Source organism: Geminicoccus sp. (assembly GCF_035556675.1).
Classification (GTDB): Bacteria; Pseudomonadota; Alphaproteobacteria; order Geminicoccales; family Geminicoccaceae; genus Geminicoccus.
This window is the reverse complement of the sequence record NZ_DATMFZ010000379.1, coordinates 24317-39034: the sequence shown is the minus strand read 5'-3', so window position 1 is coordinate 39034 and position 14718 is coordinate 24317. Positions and strand designations below refer to the sequence as shown.

At 66.9% G+C, this 14718-nt stretch carries 15 protein-coding genes; 6 read left to right on the top strand and 9 right to left on the bottom strand.

Features of this window, described 5'->3' with window-relative positions:
* The 5 genes from VNS22_RS27175 to VNS22_RS27155 all read right to left on the bottom strand — a co-directional run.
* A partial coding sequence (locus tag VNS22_RS27175) for a DUF2160 family membrane protein (protein ID WP_325738167.1) occupies positions 1-203 on the bottom strand: 203 nt, incomplete at its 3' end.
* A 4-nt stretch (positions 204-207) separates the two neighbouring features.
* A complete protein-coding gene (locus tag VNS22_RS27170) occupies positions 208-1029 on the bottom strand; it encodes a carbohydrate ABC transporter permease (RefSeq protein WP_349261902.1) in 822 nt (273 codons plus the stop codon).
* Positions 1026-1901, bottom strand: a complete 876-nt coding sequence (locus VNS22_RS27165) for a sugar ABC transporter permease (protein ID WP_325738164.1) — start codon at positions 1899-1901, stop codon at positions 1026-1028. The genes VNS22_RS27170 and VNS22_RS27165 overlap by 4 nt, the downstream gene beginning before the upstream one ends.
* Positions 1902-1976: 75 nt before the next feature.
* On the bottom strand, positions 1977-3419 hold the full coding sequence (locus tag VNS22_RS27160; protein ID WP_414653450.1) for an extracellular solute-binding protein: 1443 nt from the start codon (positions 3417-3419) through the stop codon (positions 1977-1979).
* A 95-nt stretch (positions 3420-3514) separates the two neighbouring features.
* Positions 3515-4327 (bottom strand): sugar-binding domain-containing protein, encoded by an 813-nt coding sequence (locus tag VNS22_RS27155; RefSeq protein WP_325738161.1) that lies wholly within the window; start codon positions 4325-4327, stop codon positions 3515-3517.
* 427 nt (positions 4328-4754) lie between these two features.
* Here VNS22_RS27155 and VNS22_RS27150 point away from each other — a divergent pair, with 427 nt between their 5' ends.
* The 4 genes from VNS22_RS27150 to VNS22_RS27135 all read left to right on the top strand — a co-directional run bounded on the left by VNS22_RS27150 (position 4755) and on the right by VNS22_RS27135 (position 8529).
* The gene (locus tag VNS22_RS27150) at positions 4755-5525 is read left to right on the top strand and encodes an SDR family NAD(P)-dependent oxidoreductase (protein ID WP_325738159.1); all 771 of its coding nucleotides are present in this window, start codon (positions 4755-4757) and stop codon (positions 5523-5525) included.
* A gap of 161 nt (positions 5526-5686) precedes the next feature.
* Positions 5687-7207 carry an MBOAT family protein gene (locus tag VNS22_RS27145; RefSeq protein ID WP_325738157.1) on the top strand — a complete coding sequence of 507 codons (1521 nt, stop codon included), beginning with the start codon at positions 5687-5689 and terminating at the stop codon, positions 7205-7207.
* A gap of 4 nt (positions 7208-7211) precedes the next feature.
* The gene (locus VNS22_RS27140) at positions 7212-8237 is read left to right on the top strand and encodes a hypothetical protein (RefSeq protein WP_325738155.1); all 1026 of its coding nucleotides are present in this window, start codon (positions 7212-7214) and stop codon (positions 8235-8237) included.
* Positions 8238-8289: 52 nt separating this feature from the next.
* A complete protein-coding gene (locus VNS22_RS27135; RefSeq protein WP_325738154.1) occupies positions 8290-8529 on the top strand; it encodes a DUF2188 domain-containing protein in 240 nt (79 codons plus the stop codon).
* Here the strand turns inward: VNS22_RS27135 and VNS22_RS27130 are convergent.
* The 3 genes from VNS22_RS27130 to VNS22_RS27120 form a co-directional block, all read right to left on the bottom strand.
* Entirely contained in the window at positions 8526-9116 is a 591-nt protein-coding gene (locus VNS22_RS27130; protein ID WP_325738152.1) for an anti-sigma regulatory factor, read from the bottom strand. The two genes, VNS22_RS27135 and VNS22_RS27130, sit on opposite strands and share 4 nt — an antisense overlap.
* Before the next feature lie 134 nt (positions 9117-9250).
* Positions 9251-10879 (bottom strand): L,D-transpeptidase family protein, encoded by a 1629-nt coding sequence (locus tag VNS22_RS27125; protein WP_325738150.1) that lies wholly within the window; start codon positions 10877-10879, stop codon positions 9251-9253.
* A gap of 171 nt (positions 10880-11050) precedes the next feature.
* Positions 11051-11848 (bottom strand): DUF6065 family protein, encoded by a 798-nt coding sequence (locus VNS22_RS27120; RefSeq protein WP_325738148.1) that lies wholly within the window; start codon positions 11846-11848, stop codon positions 11051-11053.
* A gap of 97 nt (positions 11849-11945) precedes the next feature.
* On the opposite strand from VNS22_RS27120, the gene VNS22_RS27115 reads away from it, so the two are divergent.
* Positions 11946-13247: an FAD-binding oxidoreductase gene (locus tag VNS22_RS27115; protein WP_325738146.1), complete on the top strand. Its 1302-nt coding sequence runs from the start codon at positions 11946-11948 to the stop codon at positions 13245-13247.
* Between the two features lie 74 nt (positions 13248-13321).
* Entirely contained in the window at positions 13322-13873 is a 552-nt protein-coding gene (locus tag VNS22_RS27110) for a molybdopterin-dependent oxidoreductase (RefSeq protein WP_325738144.1), read from the top strand.
* A gap of 33 nt (positions 13874-13906) precedes the next feature.
* On the opposite strand, the gene VNS22_RS27105 is transcribed toward VNS22_RS27110, so the two are convergent.
* Positions 13907-14626 carry a DUF1003 domain-containing protein gene (locus tag VNS22_RS27105; protein WP_325738142.1) on the bottom strand — a complete coding sequence of 240 codons (720 nt, stop codon included), beginning with the start codon at positions 14624-14626 and terminating at the stop codon, positions 13907-13909.
* Positions 14627-14718: the final 92 nt, after the last annotated feature.

Here is a 14718-nt window from a genome sequence, read left to right as displayed (position 1 = left end):
CCGCGCTTGACGATATAGATGCCGAGCAGAACAGTCAGGATCGTGCAGACCCAGAGCGGGATGGCCTGCTCCAGAAAGCGCATCCACAAGAGATGCAGGAAGATCCCGAACACGACCCCGATGAAGCCGCGGTCGAACGCGTTGGTCTTGATCGGCAGGAAGCCGTCGCGCGGGGTGACCTTGTGAACGACAGGATGGTCCATCGCTTCACTCCTTGACCGCGCCGAAGGTCAGGCCGGCCACGATGTGCCGCTGCACGAAGCCCAGGAACACCAGGGCCGGAGCCAGGGTCAGCATCGAGAGCGCGGCGAGCTCGCCCCAGTTGGTGCCGGTCACCGATACGAACTCGGCCAGGCCCGTCGTGATGGTCCGCGCCTCCACCGAGGTCAGGGTCGCAGCGAACAGATACTCGTTCCAGGCGAACATCCAGGTCAGGATCGCGGTGACGGCGAGGCCGGGCTTGGCTAGCGGGATGATCACCTTGGTCAGCACCTGGAAGGTGCTGGCGCCGTCGATCATCGCCGCCTCGTCCAGTTCCTTGGGGATGCCGTCCATGATGCCCTTCATCAGCCAGATTGCGAACGGCAGGTTGAACACGCCGTAGAGCAGGATCAGGCCGATGCGGGTGTCGAACAGGTTGAACCACTGGGTGTAGATGAGGAACAGGGGTAGCAGGAACACGGCTGCCGGCGCCATGCGGTTGGTGATCAGCCAGAAGAACAGGCTGTCTTCGGCGGCCAGCTTGTAGCGGGACAGGGCGAAGGTCGCGAGCAGCGCCAGGATCGTCACGAGCAGGCAGTTGCTGGTCGCCACGATGATCGAGTTCCACATGTAGAAGCGGAACTCCTCGTTCTCGAGGACCTCGATGTAGTTGCCCCAGTAGAAGCCATTCAGCAGCATGGACGGCCGGCCGAAGAGCTGCACGCGGGTCCGCATCGAGACCACGAACAGCCACCAGATCGGCAGGAGCGTGATGATTGTCATCCCGCACCAGATGAGGAGCGGGAGGAGGCTGCTTTTCTTCTTCATGACCCGCGCGGCTTTCTCGCGACAAGCGCGACGTAGAGGAACCAGCAGAGCATGATGGTCAGATAGAGCGTCAGAAGCGACATGGCGGCACCATAGCCATAGTCGGTCTGCGGGAAGACCACCCGCCAGATGTGCAGGCCGATATAGCGGGTCGCGGTGCCGGGCCCGCCGCCGGTCAGCATCCAGACCTCGTCGACGGTACGCAGCGCGTCCATCAGCCGGATGAAGATCGTGGTGAGCAAGACCGGCTTCAGCATCGGCAGCGTGATGTGCCAGAAGATCTGCCAGCGGTTGGCGCCGTCGACCTGCGCGGACTCGATCGGCTCTTTCGGCATGGCCGAGAGCCCGGCGAGCAGGGTCAGCGTGACCAGCGGCGTCCAGTGCCAGATGTCCATCACCACCGTGGTGATGAAGGCCTGGTTCTCGAACGCACCCATCCGGTAGTCGATGCCGAACCAGCGTTCCAGGTAGTACGGAATCGGGCCCAGACCCGGCGTGGTAAGCAGCTTCCAGGAGGCGCCCACCGCGATGGGAGCGACCAGCAGCGGAAGGGTGTGGATCGTGCGGAACAGGCCCTTGAGCGGGAAGTCGCGCATGAACAATTGCGCGAGCAGGTAGCCGATGACCAGTTCGCTCAGCACGACCCAGAAGGTGAACTGCAGGGTCAGGCCTATCGAGCGCAGGAACAGGTCGTCGAACACCAGCCGGCGGTAATTGTTCACCCCGGCGAAGACCAGGCCGGGATTGGCGGCGAACGGGTTCCAGTCGAAGAACCCGACAAATGCCACGTAAAGAAACGGCAGGAAGCCGAAGATCGCCAGCACCGTGATGGTCGGTGCCAGGAACAGCCAGCCGGTGACGGGTGAGCGCAAGGTCGGCTCCGATAGACACGATGTCGAGAGGAGTTGCCGGGCTCGGGGCCGATCATCCCGAACCCGGCGGGAGCCTCAGTTCTGCTTGCGATAGCCCAGGCGGGTCAACTCTTCCTCGGCGCGCACGGCGGCCTGGTCGAGTGCCTGGTCAGGGGTCAGCTTGCCGGTGATCGCATCGTAGAAGTAAGGCGCGATCGCCTCGCGGAGCTGGCCATGGAACGGGAAGGCCGGGGCACCCGCGAACAGCTTCCCCTGGTCACGCATCAGCGTGTAGTAGCCGCTCGTCTTCTGGTCCTGCTCCTGGACCCGCGGGTCGTCATAGGTGGCCTGGTGGGTGACGCGCGCGGCGTTGACGGCCCAGTCCGCCTGGACGCTATCCTGCCCGATATACTGCAGGAACAGCAACGCAGCTTCCTTGTTCTTCGAGGAGTGCGGGACGCCGAAGGCACCGCCGTCATAGTAGCCGATATAGCCCTTGCCGGCCTCGATCTCCTCCATCACGCCCGGCTCCACCGGCGGGAGTGCCACGCCGACCTTGCCGACCACGGTCGACCTGGTGTCGTCGGTCGCAATCCAGGCGGTGTTCTCGCCATAGACGAAGGCCTGGGCGGCACGGCCGGCGGAGAAGGTGGCGGAGACCTCGTCCCAGGTGGAACTGGTCGATTCCGGGGGAGCATACTGGAGGTTGCCGACCCACCAGTTCAGCGCGGCCTTGGCCTTGTCGCTGTTCATGGTGCCGCCGTTCTCGACGGTGGCCGCCCAGGTGTCGGTGTTCAGGCCCCAGTTGTAGACGCCGAAGGTCGGCGCGATCGTCTCGACGAACTCGTAGAACGAGGCCGGATGACCGGAACTGGCCTGCACGGTGGTGCCCCAGAGTTCCAGGTCGTTGTCCTTACCGTACTGGGTGAAGAACTCGGCGATCTCGCGATACTGCTTGTGGTCCTTCGCCGGAGCGAGGTCCCAGCCGTACTTGGCCTTGAACTGCTCCTTGATCGCCGCATCCTCGAACAGGTCGGTGCGGTAAAGGTACGTCTTGAGGAACGCCTCCATCGGCACGCCGTAGAGGTCGCCGTTCGGGCCCTTGAAATAGTCCGCGAAGGTCGTGAACTGTTCGGGCTTGAAGGTCGGCGAGGCGATCGACGGGTTGTCCTTCAGCGACTGGGTGATGTCCACTAGAAAGTCGCGAGACAGATAGGAATAGATGATGTCCTGCTCGATATAGACGAAGTCATAGATGCCGGAGCCGGCCTCCATGTCCTTGATCGCCTTATCGTACATCTGATCCCAGGACGTGGTCTCGAACTGGATCTTGATCCCGGTCTTCTCCGAGAATTCCTTGGCCAGGACATCCTTGGCATAGTTGGACGACGAGGTGCTTTCCGACACGCCGCGGATCGTCACGCCCTTGTAGGGCTCGGCAGCCTTCGCCCAGAAGGCATCGTCCGCAAACGCGTTAAAGCTCGTCGTCGACATCAGGACGGCGAGCGCAGCTGCGCTCAGTAACCCACGTCGGTTCATTTCTGACCCCCCTTGCTGCTCAAACGCTCATCATTTTCGAGCGCGAACGCCTGCCCAATTGGTGGGCGACTGTTCGCCCAATCGGCCGGCCAGGGTCAAGCGCTTTCGCATAGCAGCCTTGCGGTGGCTTCATCCGTCACGAGCTGGTCGATCAGCCTGCCTCGCAACACCGCACGGACAGCTTCCAACTTTTCCAATCCGGCGGCAATCGCGAGCAGGGGATGAGGTCGCGGCAGCGGCAGGCTGGTCACCCTGAGGTTATGCGGATGGTCGAGCAACTGGCCGCGCATATCATAGACGAAGCCCGACAGTTCAGCGACGGCACCATGCGCGATCAGGTCCGCCATTTCGCCGCTGTCGATGAAACCGTCCGCTACCAGCGGTGCATCGGAGCCCATCTGGCCGATGCCGCTGACACCCAGCGACACTCGTTCGGCTAGTGCTTCCAGGATTCGCCACAACCGCTGCGCCTGCCAGAGATCCCGTTCGTCGGGGCTATCCACGACCAGCGGCATCGGCATCGGCCAGCGCTGGGCACCGATCCGATCGGCCAAGCGAACCACGACCTCATAAGGGTTGGCCGAGCCGTTACGGGCGATCGAGCCGACCATGCCGATGATCTGGTGCTGGGGCCGCTCGATCGCTGCGACTTCCGCCGCCGCGGCCCGCACCGCCCGTCCGGCGCCGACCGCGATGATCGTCGGCATCTTGGCGGCGAGCATCCGGTCGAGCCGTGCCGCAGCCGCATGGGCCAGCGCCCTTCCGCCGACATCCGGCACCACGTCGACGCTGCCGATGCCATAGGTCTCCTCGATCCGGGCGCTCAGACGCATGCAGGCGGCGATCGGATGCTGGATGCGCACGCTGACCAGCCGCTCCGCCAGGGCCTGGGCCACCAGCCGCTGCACGGCGGCTCGGCTCAGGCCGAGCGAGCGGGCGATCTCCTCCTGGGTATCGCCCTTGACGTACCAGAGCCAGGCAGCGCGTGCCGCGAGTTCGCGCCGTGGCTCGGTCGCCAGGTTGATGTCGTCCAAGCACCATCCTCCTTATTATTGGCCCCTTCTCTAGGCAGGTTTGGGCAGATGATCAAACGGTGAGCGAATGCCCTTCATGGGGCGCCGTGGCTGCAATACCGGCCGTTGCCAGCGAGGCAGCTCTGCCGGTATCTGCCTGCGTCAGGGAGGACGGATGAGGGCCACGGGAACCGGTCTGGCGACAGGCCTCTCGTGAAACGATCTTTCGGGACGCCGGCCTTACAGGTTCGTCCCCGCGAGCTGGCAGTCGTCGCGTCGACCCGGACCGGCAGCCCGTCGACCGACTTCGTGAGGAGGCAACATGTTCAAGCAGTTGTTCGACCTGAGCGGCCGGGTGGCCGTGGTGACCGGCGGCGGGCGCAACATCGGGCTGTCGACCGCAAGCGCGCTCGCCGAGTTCGGCGCCAAGGTGGTGATCGCCGAGATCGATCCGCAGGTCGGCGAGGAAGGGCTCGCCACGCTGAAGGCCAAGGGCTACGACGCCGAGTTCCACCAACTCGACGTCACCGACAGCAAGGCCGTGACGGCCTGCGCCGACGCGGTGGTGAAGAAGCATGGGCGCGTCGACATCGCAGTCGCCAACGCCGGCATCGCGCTGGGCTCGCCTGGCGAGATCATGCCCGACGAGCAGTGGCACAAGGTGATCGACATCAACCTGAACGGCGTCTTCTATACCAACCGGGCCTTCGGCAAGCACATGCTCGACGCCGGCAAGGGCTCGATCATCAATATTGGCTCGATGAGCGGCATCATCTCCAACAAGCCGCAGGAGCAGGTGCACTACAACGCGGCCAAGGCCGGCGTGCATCACCTGACCAAGTCGCTGGCCGGCGAGTGGGCCACGCGCGGCGTGCGTGTCAATGCCGTGGCGCCGACCTACATCGAGACTGCTATGACCAAGACCGGGGCGGCGAACCCGGACTGGTTCAAGACCTGGATGGAGATGACCCCGATGGGCCGGATGGGCCAGCCGTCGGAAATCGCCGCCTGCGTGCTGTTCCTCGCCACGGACGCAGCCTCGCTGGTCACCGGCCACGTGCTCGTCGCGGATGCGGGCTACACCGTCTGGTAAGACGTTCCAGGATCCGCGTACGGTTCTTCGCAAGGCGGGCACCGGACGGTTCCTGCCCGGCGGCCGCGCTCGCGGATTGACGACGCCGCCCGCCGCTGGTTCCCTGGCCACGGGGCATGGCCCCGTCCTGTTTGGCCGGGCTCACCGGCGGGTCAGCGCGGTTGCTGTTCAACTCCTTCGTCTTCATCTTCGGCTTCATGCCGCTGGTGTTGGCCGGCTATTTCGCGCTCGGCCGGGTCGATGCGCGCCGCGCCGCACTGGTCTGGCTGGGCGTGGCGTCGCTGGCCTTCTATGGCTGGGGCGACCTGCGCCACCTGCCGCTACTGCTCGCCTCCATCGCCGGCAACTTCGTGCTCGGCAGGCTGATGAGCCGGCGGGCGGAGGCTGACCGACCGAACGGACGACTGCTGGCGCTGGGCGTGGGCCTCGACCTGGCCGTGCTGGCCTGGTTCAAGTACGCCGACTTCGCGGCGATGAACCTCGCTTCGCTGGGCCTGCCCGTGCGCCCGCCGGGCATCGAGCTGCCGGTCGGGATCTCGTTCTTCACCTTCACCCAGATCGCCTATCTGGTGGATTGCTGGCGGGGCGAGACCAGGCGCTACCGGCCGCACGAATACTTCCTGTTCGTCACCTATTTCCCGCACCTGATCGCGGGGCCCATTCTTCTGCACCGCGAGGTGATCCCGCAGTTCTGGCTGGCCCGGCCCTACCGGTTCGAGCTCGCCCGCATCCTGATCGGTCTCACCATCTTCACGATCGGCCTGTTCAAGAAGGTCGTGCTCGCCGACGGGGTGGCCCCCTATGCCGACCGGCTGTTCGACGGGGTGGCGGATGGTGCCGATCCGGACATGGTGGCTGCGTGGATCGGTGCCCTGGCTTACACCATGCAGCTCTATTTCGACTTCAGCGGCTATTCCGATATGGCGGTCGGACTCTCGCACATGCTGGGCTTCCGCCTGCCGGTGAACTTCTGGTCGCCCTATCGCGCCGGCTCGATCATCGAGTTCTGGCGCCGCTGGCACATCACCCTGTCGCGCTTTCTCGCCGACCATCTCTACCGGCCGCTCGGTGGCAGCCGGCGCGGTGCCAGCCGGCACTATCTGAACCTGATGATCACCATGCTGCTGGGCGGACTCTGGCACGGCGCCGGCTGGACCTTCATCGCCTGGGGTGCGCTGCACGGCTGCTACCTGTCGCTCAACCACGCCTTCCGCCGCTGGGCGGGCAGCCGTCCTGCCGTGGGTCGCATGCTCCAGCACCCGCCGGTCCGGTTGCTGGCGACGCTCGTGACCTTCCTGGCGGTGGTGCTGGGCTGGGTGCTGTTTCGCGCCGAGAGCCTGATGGATGCCGGCATCGTCGCCAATGCTATGGTCGGGCTTGGCGGTGGCGAGAAGCTGTTCGACGGCGTCGGCCGGATCTGGCTGCATCTCCTGCCGCTCCTCGCCATCCTGTTCTTCGCGCCGAACAGTTTCCAGATCATGCGCCGCTACACGCGCTACCGGCCGTACTCGAGCGGCAGGACGCTGGGTGGTCCGGCGGCCGCCGAGGCAGGATCGGGCACAGGGCGGCTCGCTTGGCGCATGACCGGGCCCTGGGCGGTCGTCACCGGCTGTGTCCTGGCACTGGCGCTCCTGTCGATGCTGACGGCGCAGAGTTCGCCGTTCCTCTACTTCCAGTTCTAGCCGCATGCTCACCGCCCGGCATCAGGCTGCCCGGTTTCTTTTCTGGCTGCTGGCGGCAGTTCCGGGCACGCTCCTGGCGCTCCTGCTGCTCTGTTTCGGTATTCCGGCACTCAAGCCCTATCTCTATCCGATCCCGGACATCGCCTGGATCCGCGACCTCTACCGGCACAAGGATGCGGCGCTTGCTCGAATCCCTGGCCCGCGCCTGCTGCTGGTCGGCGGGTCGGCGGTACATTTCGGCTTCGACGCCGATCGCATCACCACCGCACTCGGGGTCGAGACGTTCAACTATGGTGCGCATGGCGGTCTGGATCTCACCTATCTCCTGGACCGGGCGGAGCGGGTCGCCCGGCCGGGCGACACCGTTCTGCTGGCGATAGAGTACCCACTGTACCGCACGCCGGTCCCGTTCACCGCTCTGCCGGTGTTCTTCAGCTCCTTCCACGACAAGCGCTTCTGGTGGCGCATGCCGGTCGATCTCTGGCTGGACTATGCCAGCCAGTACGACCCGCGCCTGGTGCTGCGAGCCGCCGCGGACAACCTGACCCACTGGAAGAGGGCGCCGCTGAGCGAGCGGCCGGGCGGCTATCGCGTCGCGACCATCGATGCGCGCGGCAGCGAGCGCGGCGCCAGCCGGGCGCAGGTAACTCCGCGGATGCGCGAGTTGGTGGCCCAGGACCGGCAGCTGATCCGGCCGCTGGATCGGAGCTCGCCCGGCAGCCGCGCGGTGGCCGGGTTCGTGCGGCGCCAACAGGAGCGGAGGGTCGCCGTGCTGGCAGGCTGGCCGCCCAGCCTGCGGCGGGTGGAATATGACGAACCCGTGGCGTACCGCATGCTCGCCGATTTGCGCTCATTCTGGCAGGATCTGCGCGTGCCGGTGATCGGCACGCCCGACCGGTTCATGGTGCCGGACGAAGCGGTCTTCGACACGAGCTTCCACATGAACGAGACCGGCCAGGCCATGGTGACAGCAGCACTCATTGAAGCACTGCGCGCCTACACGAGCCAGGCCGCCCGGAACGCGCCCTGAGTTCGGCGGTTGCTCCATGGTGTGGTGGAGCTGGACGGAAAGGTGAAATGTCATGACCAAGGTCGTTTACGAGGTCGTCCGGCACGATCACGGCTGGGCCTATCGGGTCGGCGCTTCCTTCTCCGAGACCTTCCCCAGCCATGACGATGCCCGGCGCGCGGCCGAGGTTGCGGCACGTCGGCAGTCGCAGGCCGGCGATACCGAGGCGATCGAGTATCAGGACGAGGCAGGGAGCTGGCACCAGGAAACCGCGCCGGGCGACGATCGGCCGGAAACGGAAGTTCAGGGCTAGCCTTCCGGCGGCAGCCGCTTGTCCAGCCGGAGCCGGTTATGACCGTCCAGGCGGTCATAGTGCACTTCGTCCATTACGTTGCGTACGATCAACAGACCGAGGCCGCCCACGTCGCGCTCCTCGAGCGTGTCGGACAGATTGGGCAGCGAGGCCGCGCTCGGATCGAACGGTGGACCGTCGTCCAAGATGACCACCTCGATCCGGTCTGGATGCCGCAGGATCGAGATGTCTACCCAGACTTCGCGACCCGCTGCTTCCGTGGCATGGCTGGCGAGATTGCTCACGGTCTCGTCCAGAACCAACATCATCTGCAGGGCCAACTCGAGCGGCAGACTGGCCGAGACGAGGCTGGCCTCTACCTGGACCAATACCTCCCCCAGCGCCTCGAGCGATGCCGGCAGGCGGTAATGCAGCAGTTCCCGGCCGTCCGGCCCGGGCGGTGCCGCGGGAGTCATCCGCGTGGCCTGCCATGCGGGACGAAGCCCGCGAAGACGGGGCGGCGGGACACCCGTCTGCCCAGCGCGGTTCCAATGAAGCGCCGAAGTCGCCGGCTCGCGTTCATCCTGGCTCCTGGCGCCATGCTGCAACCAGCCCTCGTCTCAGTGGGCAGAGTGCTGGCGGAGGTCAAGAATGTCGCCAGTCGATGCCCGTGGCAATGTGGTGCGGCGGCCAAATGTGAATGATGTACCGAACTCCGTGGATCGGATGGGTAGGACGTTGCTCAGCTGTCCGTTAGCCCCAATGCCGCCCGCAGGCGTCTGTCCCGCCCGTAGACGTCGTCCAGGAGGACGAGCCGGCCATCCTTGCCGACCCAGGCGGTGAGATAGGCCAGGTGGATTGGCACCGGTTCCGCCAGCCGGACGAACTGCTCCGGCCGTCCGGTCGCGATCGCAGCTTCCAGTCGCGGGCGCGGCCAGCCCTGGTCCCGCGCCAGCACGTCGGCGAGCGCCAGCGGGTCCTCGACGCGGATGCAGCCATGGCTGAACGCGCGTACGCTGCGCCGGAACAGGTGCTTGCTCGGCGTGTCGTGCAGGTACACGTCGTCCTTGTTGGGAAACAGGAACTTGATGACGCCCAGCGCATTGCCGGGGCCGGCATCCTGCCGAATCCGCCAGCGCCAGTTGCGGGCCGTCACGCCCGACCAGTCGATGCCATGTGCGTCCACTTCCACGGCACCTGATCCCGCGTCGGCGAATAGGCGCAGCCGCTCCCTGGCCAGCCAGCCCGGGTCGCGCTGGAGCTGCGGCAACATCTCCCGCACCATGATCGAGCGCGGCACGCTCCAGTAGGGATTGAGCACGAGGTGACTAATCCGGTGCGACATGGCGGGCGTGGCGGTGAATGGCGCACCCACCACCACGCGGCTGGTGTGGACCGTCCGCTCCTCCATCACGACCTTCAAGGTGAAGTCGGCGAGGTTGACGAGCACGTGGCGCCGGCCGAGTTCTCGGGGCAGCCAGCGACGCCGCTCCATGTTGGCCCGGATCTGGTCGACCCGGTCGGCAACGCTGGCATTGAGGGCGCGCAGGGTACGCTCACCGACCACGCCGTCCGGATCGAGGCCATAGCGGGCCTGGAAGGCCTGCACCGGGCCGAGCAGATCGTGGTCGAACAGGGCGGAGTGCTGGCCGGGCACGGCGGGTGGCGCCAGCAGTCCCTCTTCCACGAGACGCAGGCGCAGTGCCACGATCTCCGGGCCCGCGAGGCCGACCGTCAGCCGCCGGCCATCCGGCACCCTGGTCCAGGCGGGCTGGTCCAGCTTCGCCCGCCATTGTGCCAGTGCGCTGCGCAGGCGGGCATAAGGCGGCCCAGGCGGTGGCAGGCCCGCCAGCCAGCCGGATAGGTCATCGGCGCTCGCGGCCTCGGCCAGCAGCTGTGCCGGCCGTGCAGAGTCGACAGGGCGGGGATCGCCATCCTGCTCCTGCTCTGGCCCGACCCGGCCGGTCGACACATCCAGCGCATAGTGCGCCAGTGCCCGGGCCAGCCGCAGTTCGAACTCGACCTGGGCGGCAGGCTCCCCTGCGCTGGCCGCAGGCAGGAGTGCTGCCAATAGCTCGACCTCGTAGGCCGCCGGCTCCAGCCCTTCCAGGTCCGCTTGCTGGAGCGTGGCCAGGATGGTGCGGCCGCGCGCGGTGCCACCCGGGTCACCGATGAAGGCAGGTGCTTCACCACGTGCCCGGTAGAAGGGCAGGAGCGGGCGCAGGCTGGGGTCGCCGGCACCGCTCTCCGCTGCGGCCAGGGTCGCGCGGAGCAGGCGGACGGCAGGATCGACTGCAGCCGGAAGTGCGATGGCTGCCACGCTGCCGCCCGACGGCGCCGCGATCGCCCGCTCGATCGGCTGTGCCGCCAAAGATGTCGGCAGCAGCCAGAGGAGACCTACGGTCAGTGCTGCCGCTCTCCGCCACCTGCTCCCATCCCTTCCGACGCGCCCGCCGCCCATCGCCCGCTCGCTGCCCGCTATCGTGCTGAAGCTAATTCTACCAGAGCGACAGCCACGCTGCATCCGGCTTGCGCAGGTCGCCTATCCTCCAGCGGGACCTCGCCCTGGCTGGTCCGCCTGACCGGGTGCGTCCGGCGCCCCGCCTGCTTCCGGCGAATCCCGGAACGGTGCCAAGCGCAGGCGGGTGCGATGGCCGGGTCCGCCTGCCGCCCCGTCCGGCATCCGGCCGCGAAAATAGCCCTTCTGCCACTTCTCCGTCCGCGCCGCCGAGCCTTCCTCATGCAGCGCCTTGTTGAACCCGTTGCGCGCCACCACCCATGTCCGGTAGGCCGCAGCGGTCGCCGCATCCTGCTCGATCGGCATGAAGACCGGGCGGACCTGCTCGATCAGGTCGAGGCGAAGCGGGAAGAAGAAGCAGAATGGCTCGCCCTGGTCGAACCGCACCCGGCCGGGTCGGGTGAAGCGCCAGTTCATGGTGAAGGTGTAGGGTGCCCAGTCAGTCTCCACGACCGCTGCCAGCGGCTGGATCCCGTCCTTGATCCGGTTGGGCGAACCGGCCACCCAGAGCTGGACTGCCGGCTCCGTGCGGAACAGGCCGTGGAGGTGGAAAGTGAGGACGCCGCTGCCGAAATGGCTGACGGGCAGGAGGTGCGGCGGGGCGTCGGAGGCGACGGTGATGGCATCCGCCGCCGTCTCGCCGTCCCAGCTGGCCTCGAAGCCTGCCGGGCAGAGCACCTCCCAGCCATGGGCATTGGCGATGTCGAGCGGCAGGCAGCGGTAGGCGAATGCCTCCGGCGAGCGGTCCATCCAGTCGCGCTCCACCGGTGCCGGGCGGATCAGCGGCTTATGGCCGTGGAGCGTGTAGCAGATCAGGCGCACGCGGCGTCTCCGTCAGCCAGACGTGGTTGCCAGCTGTGCACGCAACCGCGACATAGCACAATTGCCTCCAGGGTCCAGCAAGAGGAGCAGGGCAGAAGTGTCGTGCGCGTGCAGCATCCCGATCTATTACGAGCTGCCGGATTCGGAGCCGCCGATCGGCGCTGCTGCTCTGGAAGGCGATCAGGATACGGACATTGCAGTAGTGGGCGGCGGCCTGGCGGGACTGGCGGTCGCCTTGTCGTTGGTCGAGCGCGGGGCCAAGCCGGTCGTGCTGGAGGCGGCGCAGGTGGGCGATGGTGCGTCCGGGCGCAATGGCGGCTTCCTGCAGCTCGGCTGGGCAGCGGACGACGAGCGGGTCGAGGCAGCCTTGGGCAGCACCGATGCCGCCGTCCTGTTCGAAGCGGCGAAGGACGCCGTAGCCCTGGTGAAGGCGCGGGTGGCGCGGCATGCCATCCGCACCGAGGTGACGCCCGGCATCGTCGAAGCGAGCTTCTTCGCCGGCGAGGACGAGCTGCGCCGGCGGGCCGACCTGCTGGCCCGCCGGCACGGGGTTCCGTTCGAGCATCTCGACCGGGCGAAACTGAAGGAACTGTACCGCACCTCCGTCTATCGCGGCGGCGTGCTGGACCCATGCTCGGTGCATCTGGACCCGCTGGCGCTGACCCGCGGCTATGCCCGTGCCGTTCTCGCCGGTGGCGGGCGGCTGTTCGAGCACAGTCCCGTGCATGCGCTTGTGCCCGAGCCGGGGGGCATCCGCTTGGTCACGGCCCAGGGCCGGGTGCGCGCCCGCCAGGTGGTGCTCGCGACCTCCGTCTACGGACAGGATCCGGACGGCCGCGCCGCCTGGGCGCTCCTGCCGGTCATGACCTATGCCCTGGTGACGGAACCTCTGGGCCGGCGCCTCGAGGAGGCGATCCGGGCACCCTATGCGGTGTTCGACGACCGGTTCGCCATGGGCTACTGGCGGCCGCTGCCGGACGGGCGGCTACTGTGGGGCGGCAAGATCGGGCTGACTGACGCGCCGCGCGGCCTGGAGGCAGCCATGCTGGCGGATCTCCGCTGGATCTTCCCCCAGCTGGGCAGCGTGGCAGCCGAGCGCGTCTGGTCCGGGCGGATGGGCTTTACGCGCCACCGCATGCCACTGGCCACGCCCCTCGGCCCGAACCTCTGGCTGGCCACCGGGTTCTGCGGCCACGGGCTCGGTACCACCACCGCGGTGGGCGAGTTGCTCGCGGCGGCACTCCTGGAAGGTGACCGGCGTATCGACCTGCTTGCCCGTTTCGGCCGGCCCTGGGCGGGCGGGGTGTTCGGGCCACTCGCCGCCCAGCTCCTCTACGGCTGGCTGGAGCTGCGTGATCATGTCCGCCTCCGGCGCATGGGCAGCACGACAATTTCATAACGATTTATTCATGAACAGCTGCTAGACAAACGAGTGCCGGCGGCAGGTGCCGACCGGCAGTCGGGGTTGGCCGCATGTCGACATGCTCAGTTCGGTTCGGTGTTTGGTACAGCCGCCTGATGCTGTTCGGCATGATGCTGGCCCTGCTGCTGCCGACCGATGTGACGGCTGCCAGAAACGTCGTGCCGGTCCGACTGCCGCTGGCGCCCGAGCGCCTGCCGGGCGTGATCGTCCGCCTGGCCGACGGTCAGGAGCGGATGCTGACCGTGGTCGAACTGGAAGCGCTCGGCACCTGGCGCGTGCGGACCGTCTCGCCTTGGGAAGAAGGGCAGATCGTCCTGGAAGGGCCACTGCTGCGCGACGTCCTGGCCTATGTCGGGCTGCAGGACGCAGCGCGCATCCTGGTGCGCTCGCGTGACGGCCACGCGCCGGAGATTCCGCGTGAGGATTGGCGGGACTATCCGGTCGTCCTGGCGACACGCGCCGATGGCCGGCCGCTGGGCCACCGCCACAAGGGGCCGACCCGGATCGTCTACCCGCTGCTGGAATACCCGGAGCTGGCCTCGCCCGACCGGCACGCGCGCTGGGTATGGCTGATCGCCAGCATCGAGGCGACCGACGACTGAACGCCCAGGGGAGGGCACGTCCCTGCGTCGGCTTCATGCCTTGTCGGAACGATCCTGGCGCGCGCGCATGATCTCGATCTGGATGTCCTGGATCTCCATGAGTCGTTCCCACTGGTGATGGAGCAGGTGATCGAGCTTGTCGTGCAGGAGACGGACCTCGAGCTCGGCCTTGAGGTTGACCAGGTAGTCATTCTCGGCGCGCTTGCGGTCCCGGGCTTCCTGCCGGTTCTGGCTCATCATGATTACCGGGGCCTGGATCGCGGCCAGGCAGGACAGGATCAGGTTCAGCAGGATGTAGGGATAGGGGTCGAACGCTGCCTGGCGCAGCAGATAGCTGTTCAGCGCCATCCACAAGACCAGGAGCAGGGCGAACATCCCGATGAAGAACCAGCTGCCGCCGAACGATGCTACCCGGTCCGCCAGGCGTTGGCCGAAGCTGACGTTGCGATCGATCTCGGCGTCGACCGGCTCTGCGATGAGAGCGCGCCGGCTCAGGCGGTCCAGCATCAGCTCGTCGAACTGTGCGGTCTCGCCGACCTGCTCCTGAATGAGCCGGCGGACATGCGCCGCGCGATAGTGGTCGAGGTCGGTGCGGCAGACGAAGCCGGCCTGATCGATGCCAGGATGCTCGGCCTGCATCAGGGCGATTACCTGCTCGCGCACCAGCGGGAGCGGCGTGAGCTCCCGTCGCGGCAGAACCCGGCCACAGATCTGGCAGGGGTGGCGGAGCGGAGGCTCCTTGCTCTTGACCATGAGAAGCTTCCCCCGTCCGGGTGGGCGTCGTGGGGCCCTATATGCCAGCGACGACGAGTGCTGCAGGATCTGGCGAGGTTGTTGTAGTTGGC

Bases quoted from the DNA above. Each gene is read 5' to 3' on its own strand.
- VNS22_RS27170 (WP_349261902.1), bottom strand. From the start codon at position 1,029: ATGAAGAAGAAAAGCAGCCTCCTCCCGCTCCTCATCTGGTGCGGGATG.
- VNS22_RS27160 (WP_414653450.1), bottom strand. From the start codon at position 3,419: ATGAACCGACGTGGGTTACTGAGCGCAGCTGCGCTCGCCGTCCTGATG.
- VNS22_RS27150 (WP_325738159.1), top strand. From the start codon at position 4,755: ATGTTCAAGCAGTTGTTCGACCTGAGCGGCCGGGTGGCCGTGGTGACC.
- VNS22_RS27140 (WP_325738155.1), top strand. From the start codon at position 7,212: ATGCTCACCGCCCGGCATCAGGCTGCCCGGTTTCTTTTCTGGCTGCTG.
- VNS22_RS27135 (WP_325738154.1), top strand. From the start codon at position 8,290: ATGACCAAGGTCGTTTACGAGGTCGTCCGGCACGATCACGGCTGGGCC.
- VNS22_RS27110 (WP_325738144.1), top strand. From the start codon at position 13,322: ATGTCGACATGCTCAGTTCGGTTCGGTGTTTGGTACAGCCGCCTGATG.
- VNS22_RS27105 (WP_325738142.1), bottom strand. From the start codon at position 14,626: ATGGTCAAGAGCAAGGAGCCTCCGCTCCGCCACCCCTGCCAGATCTGT.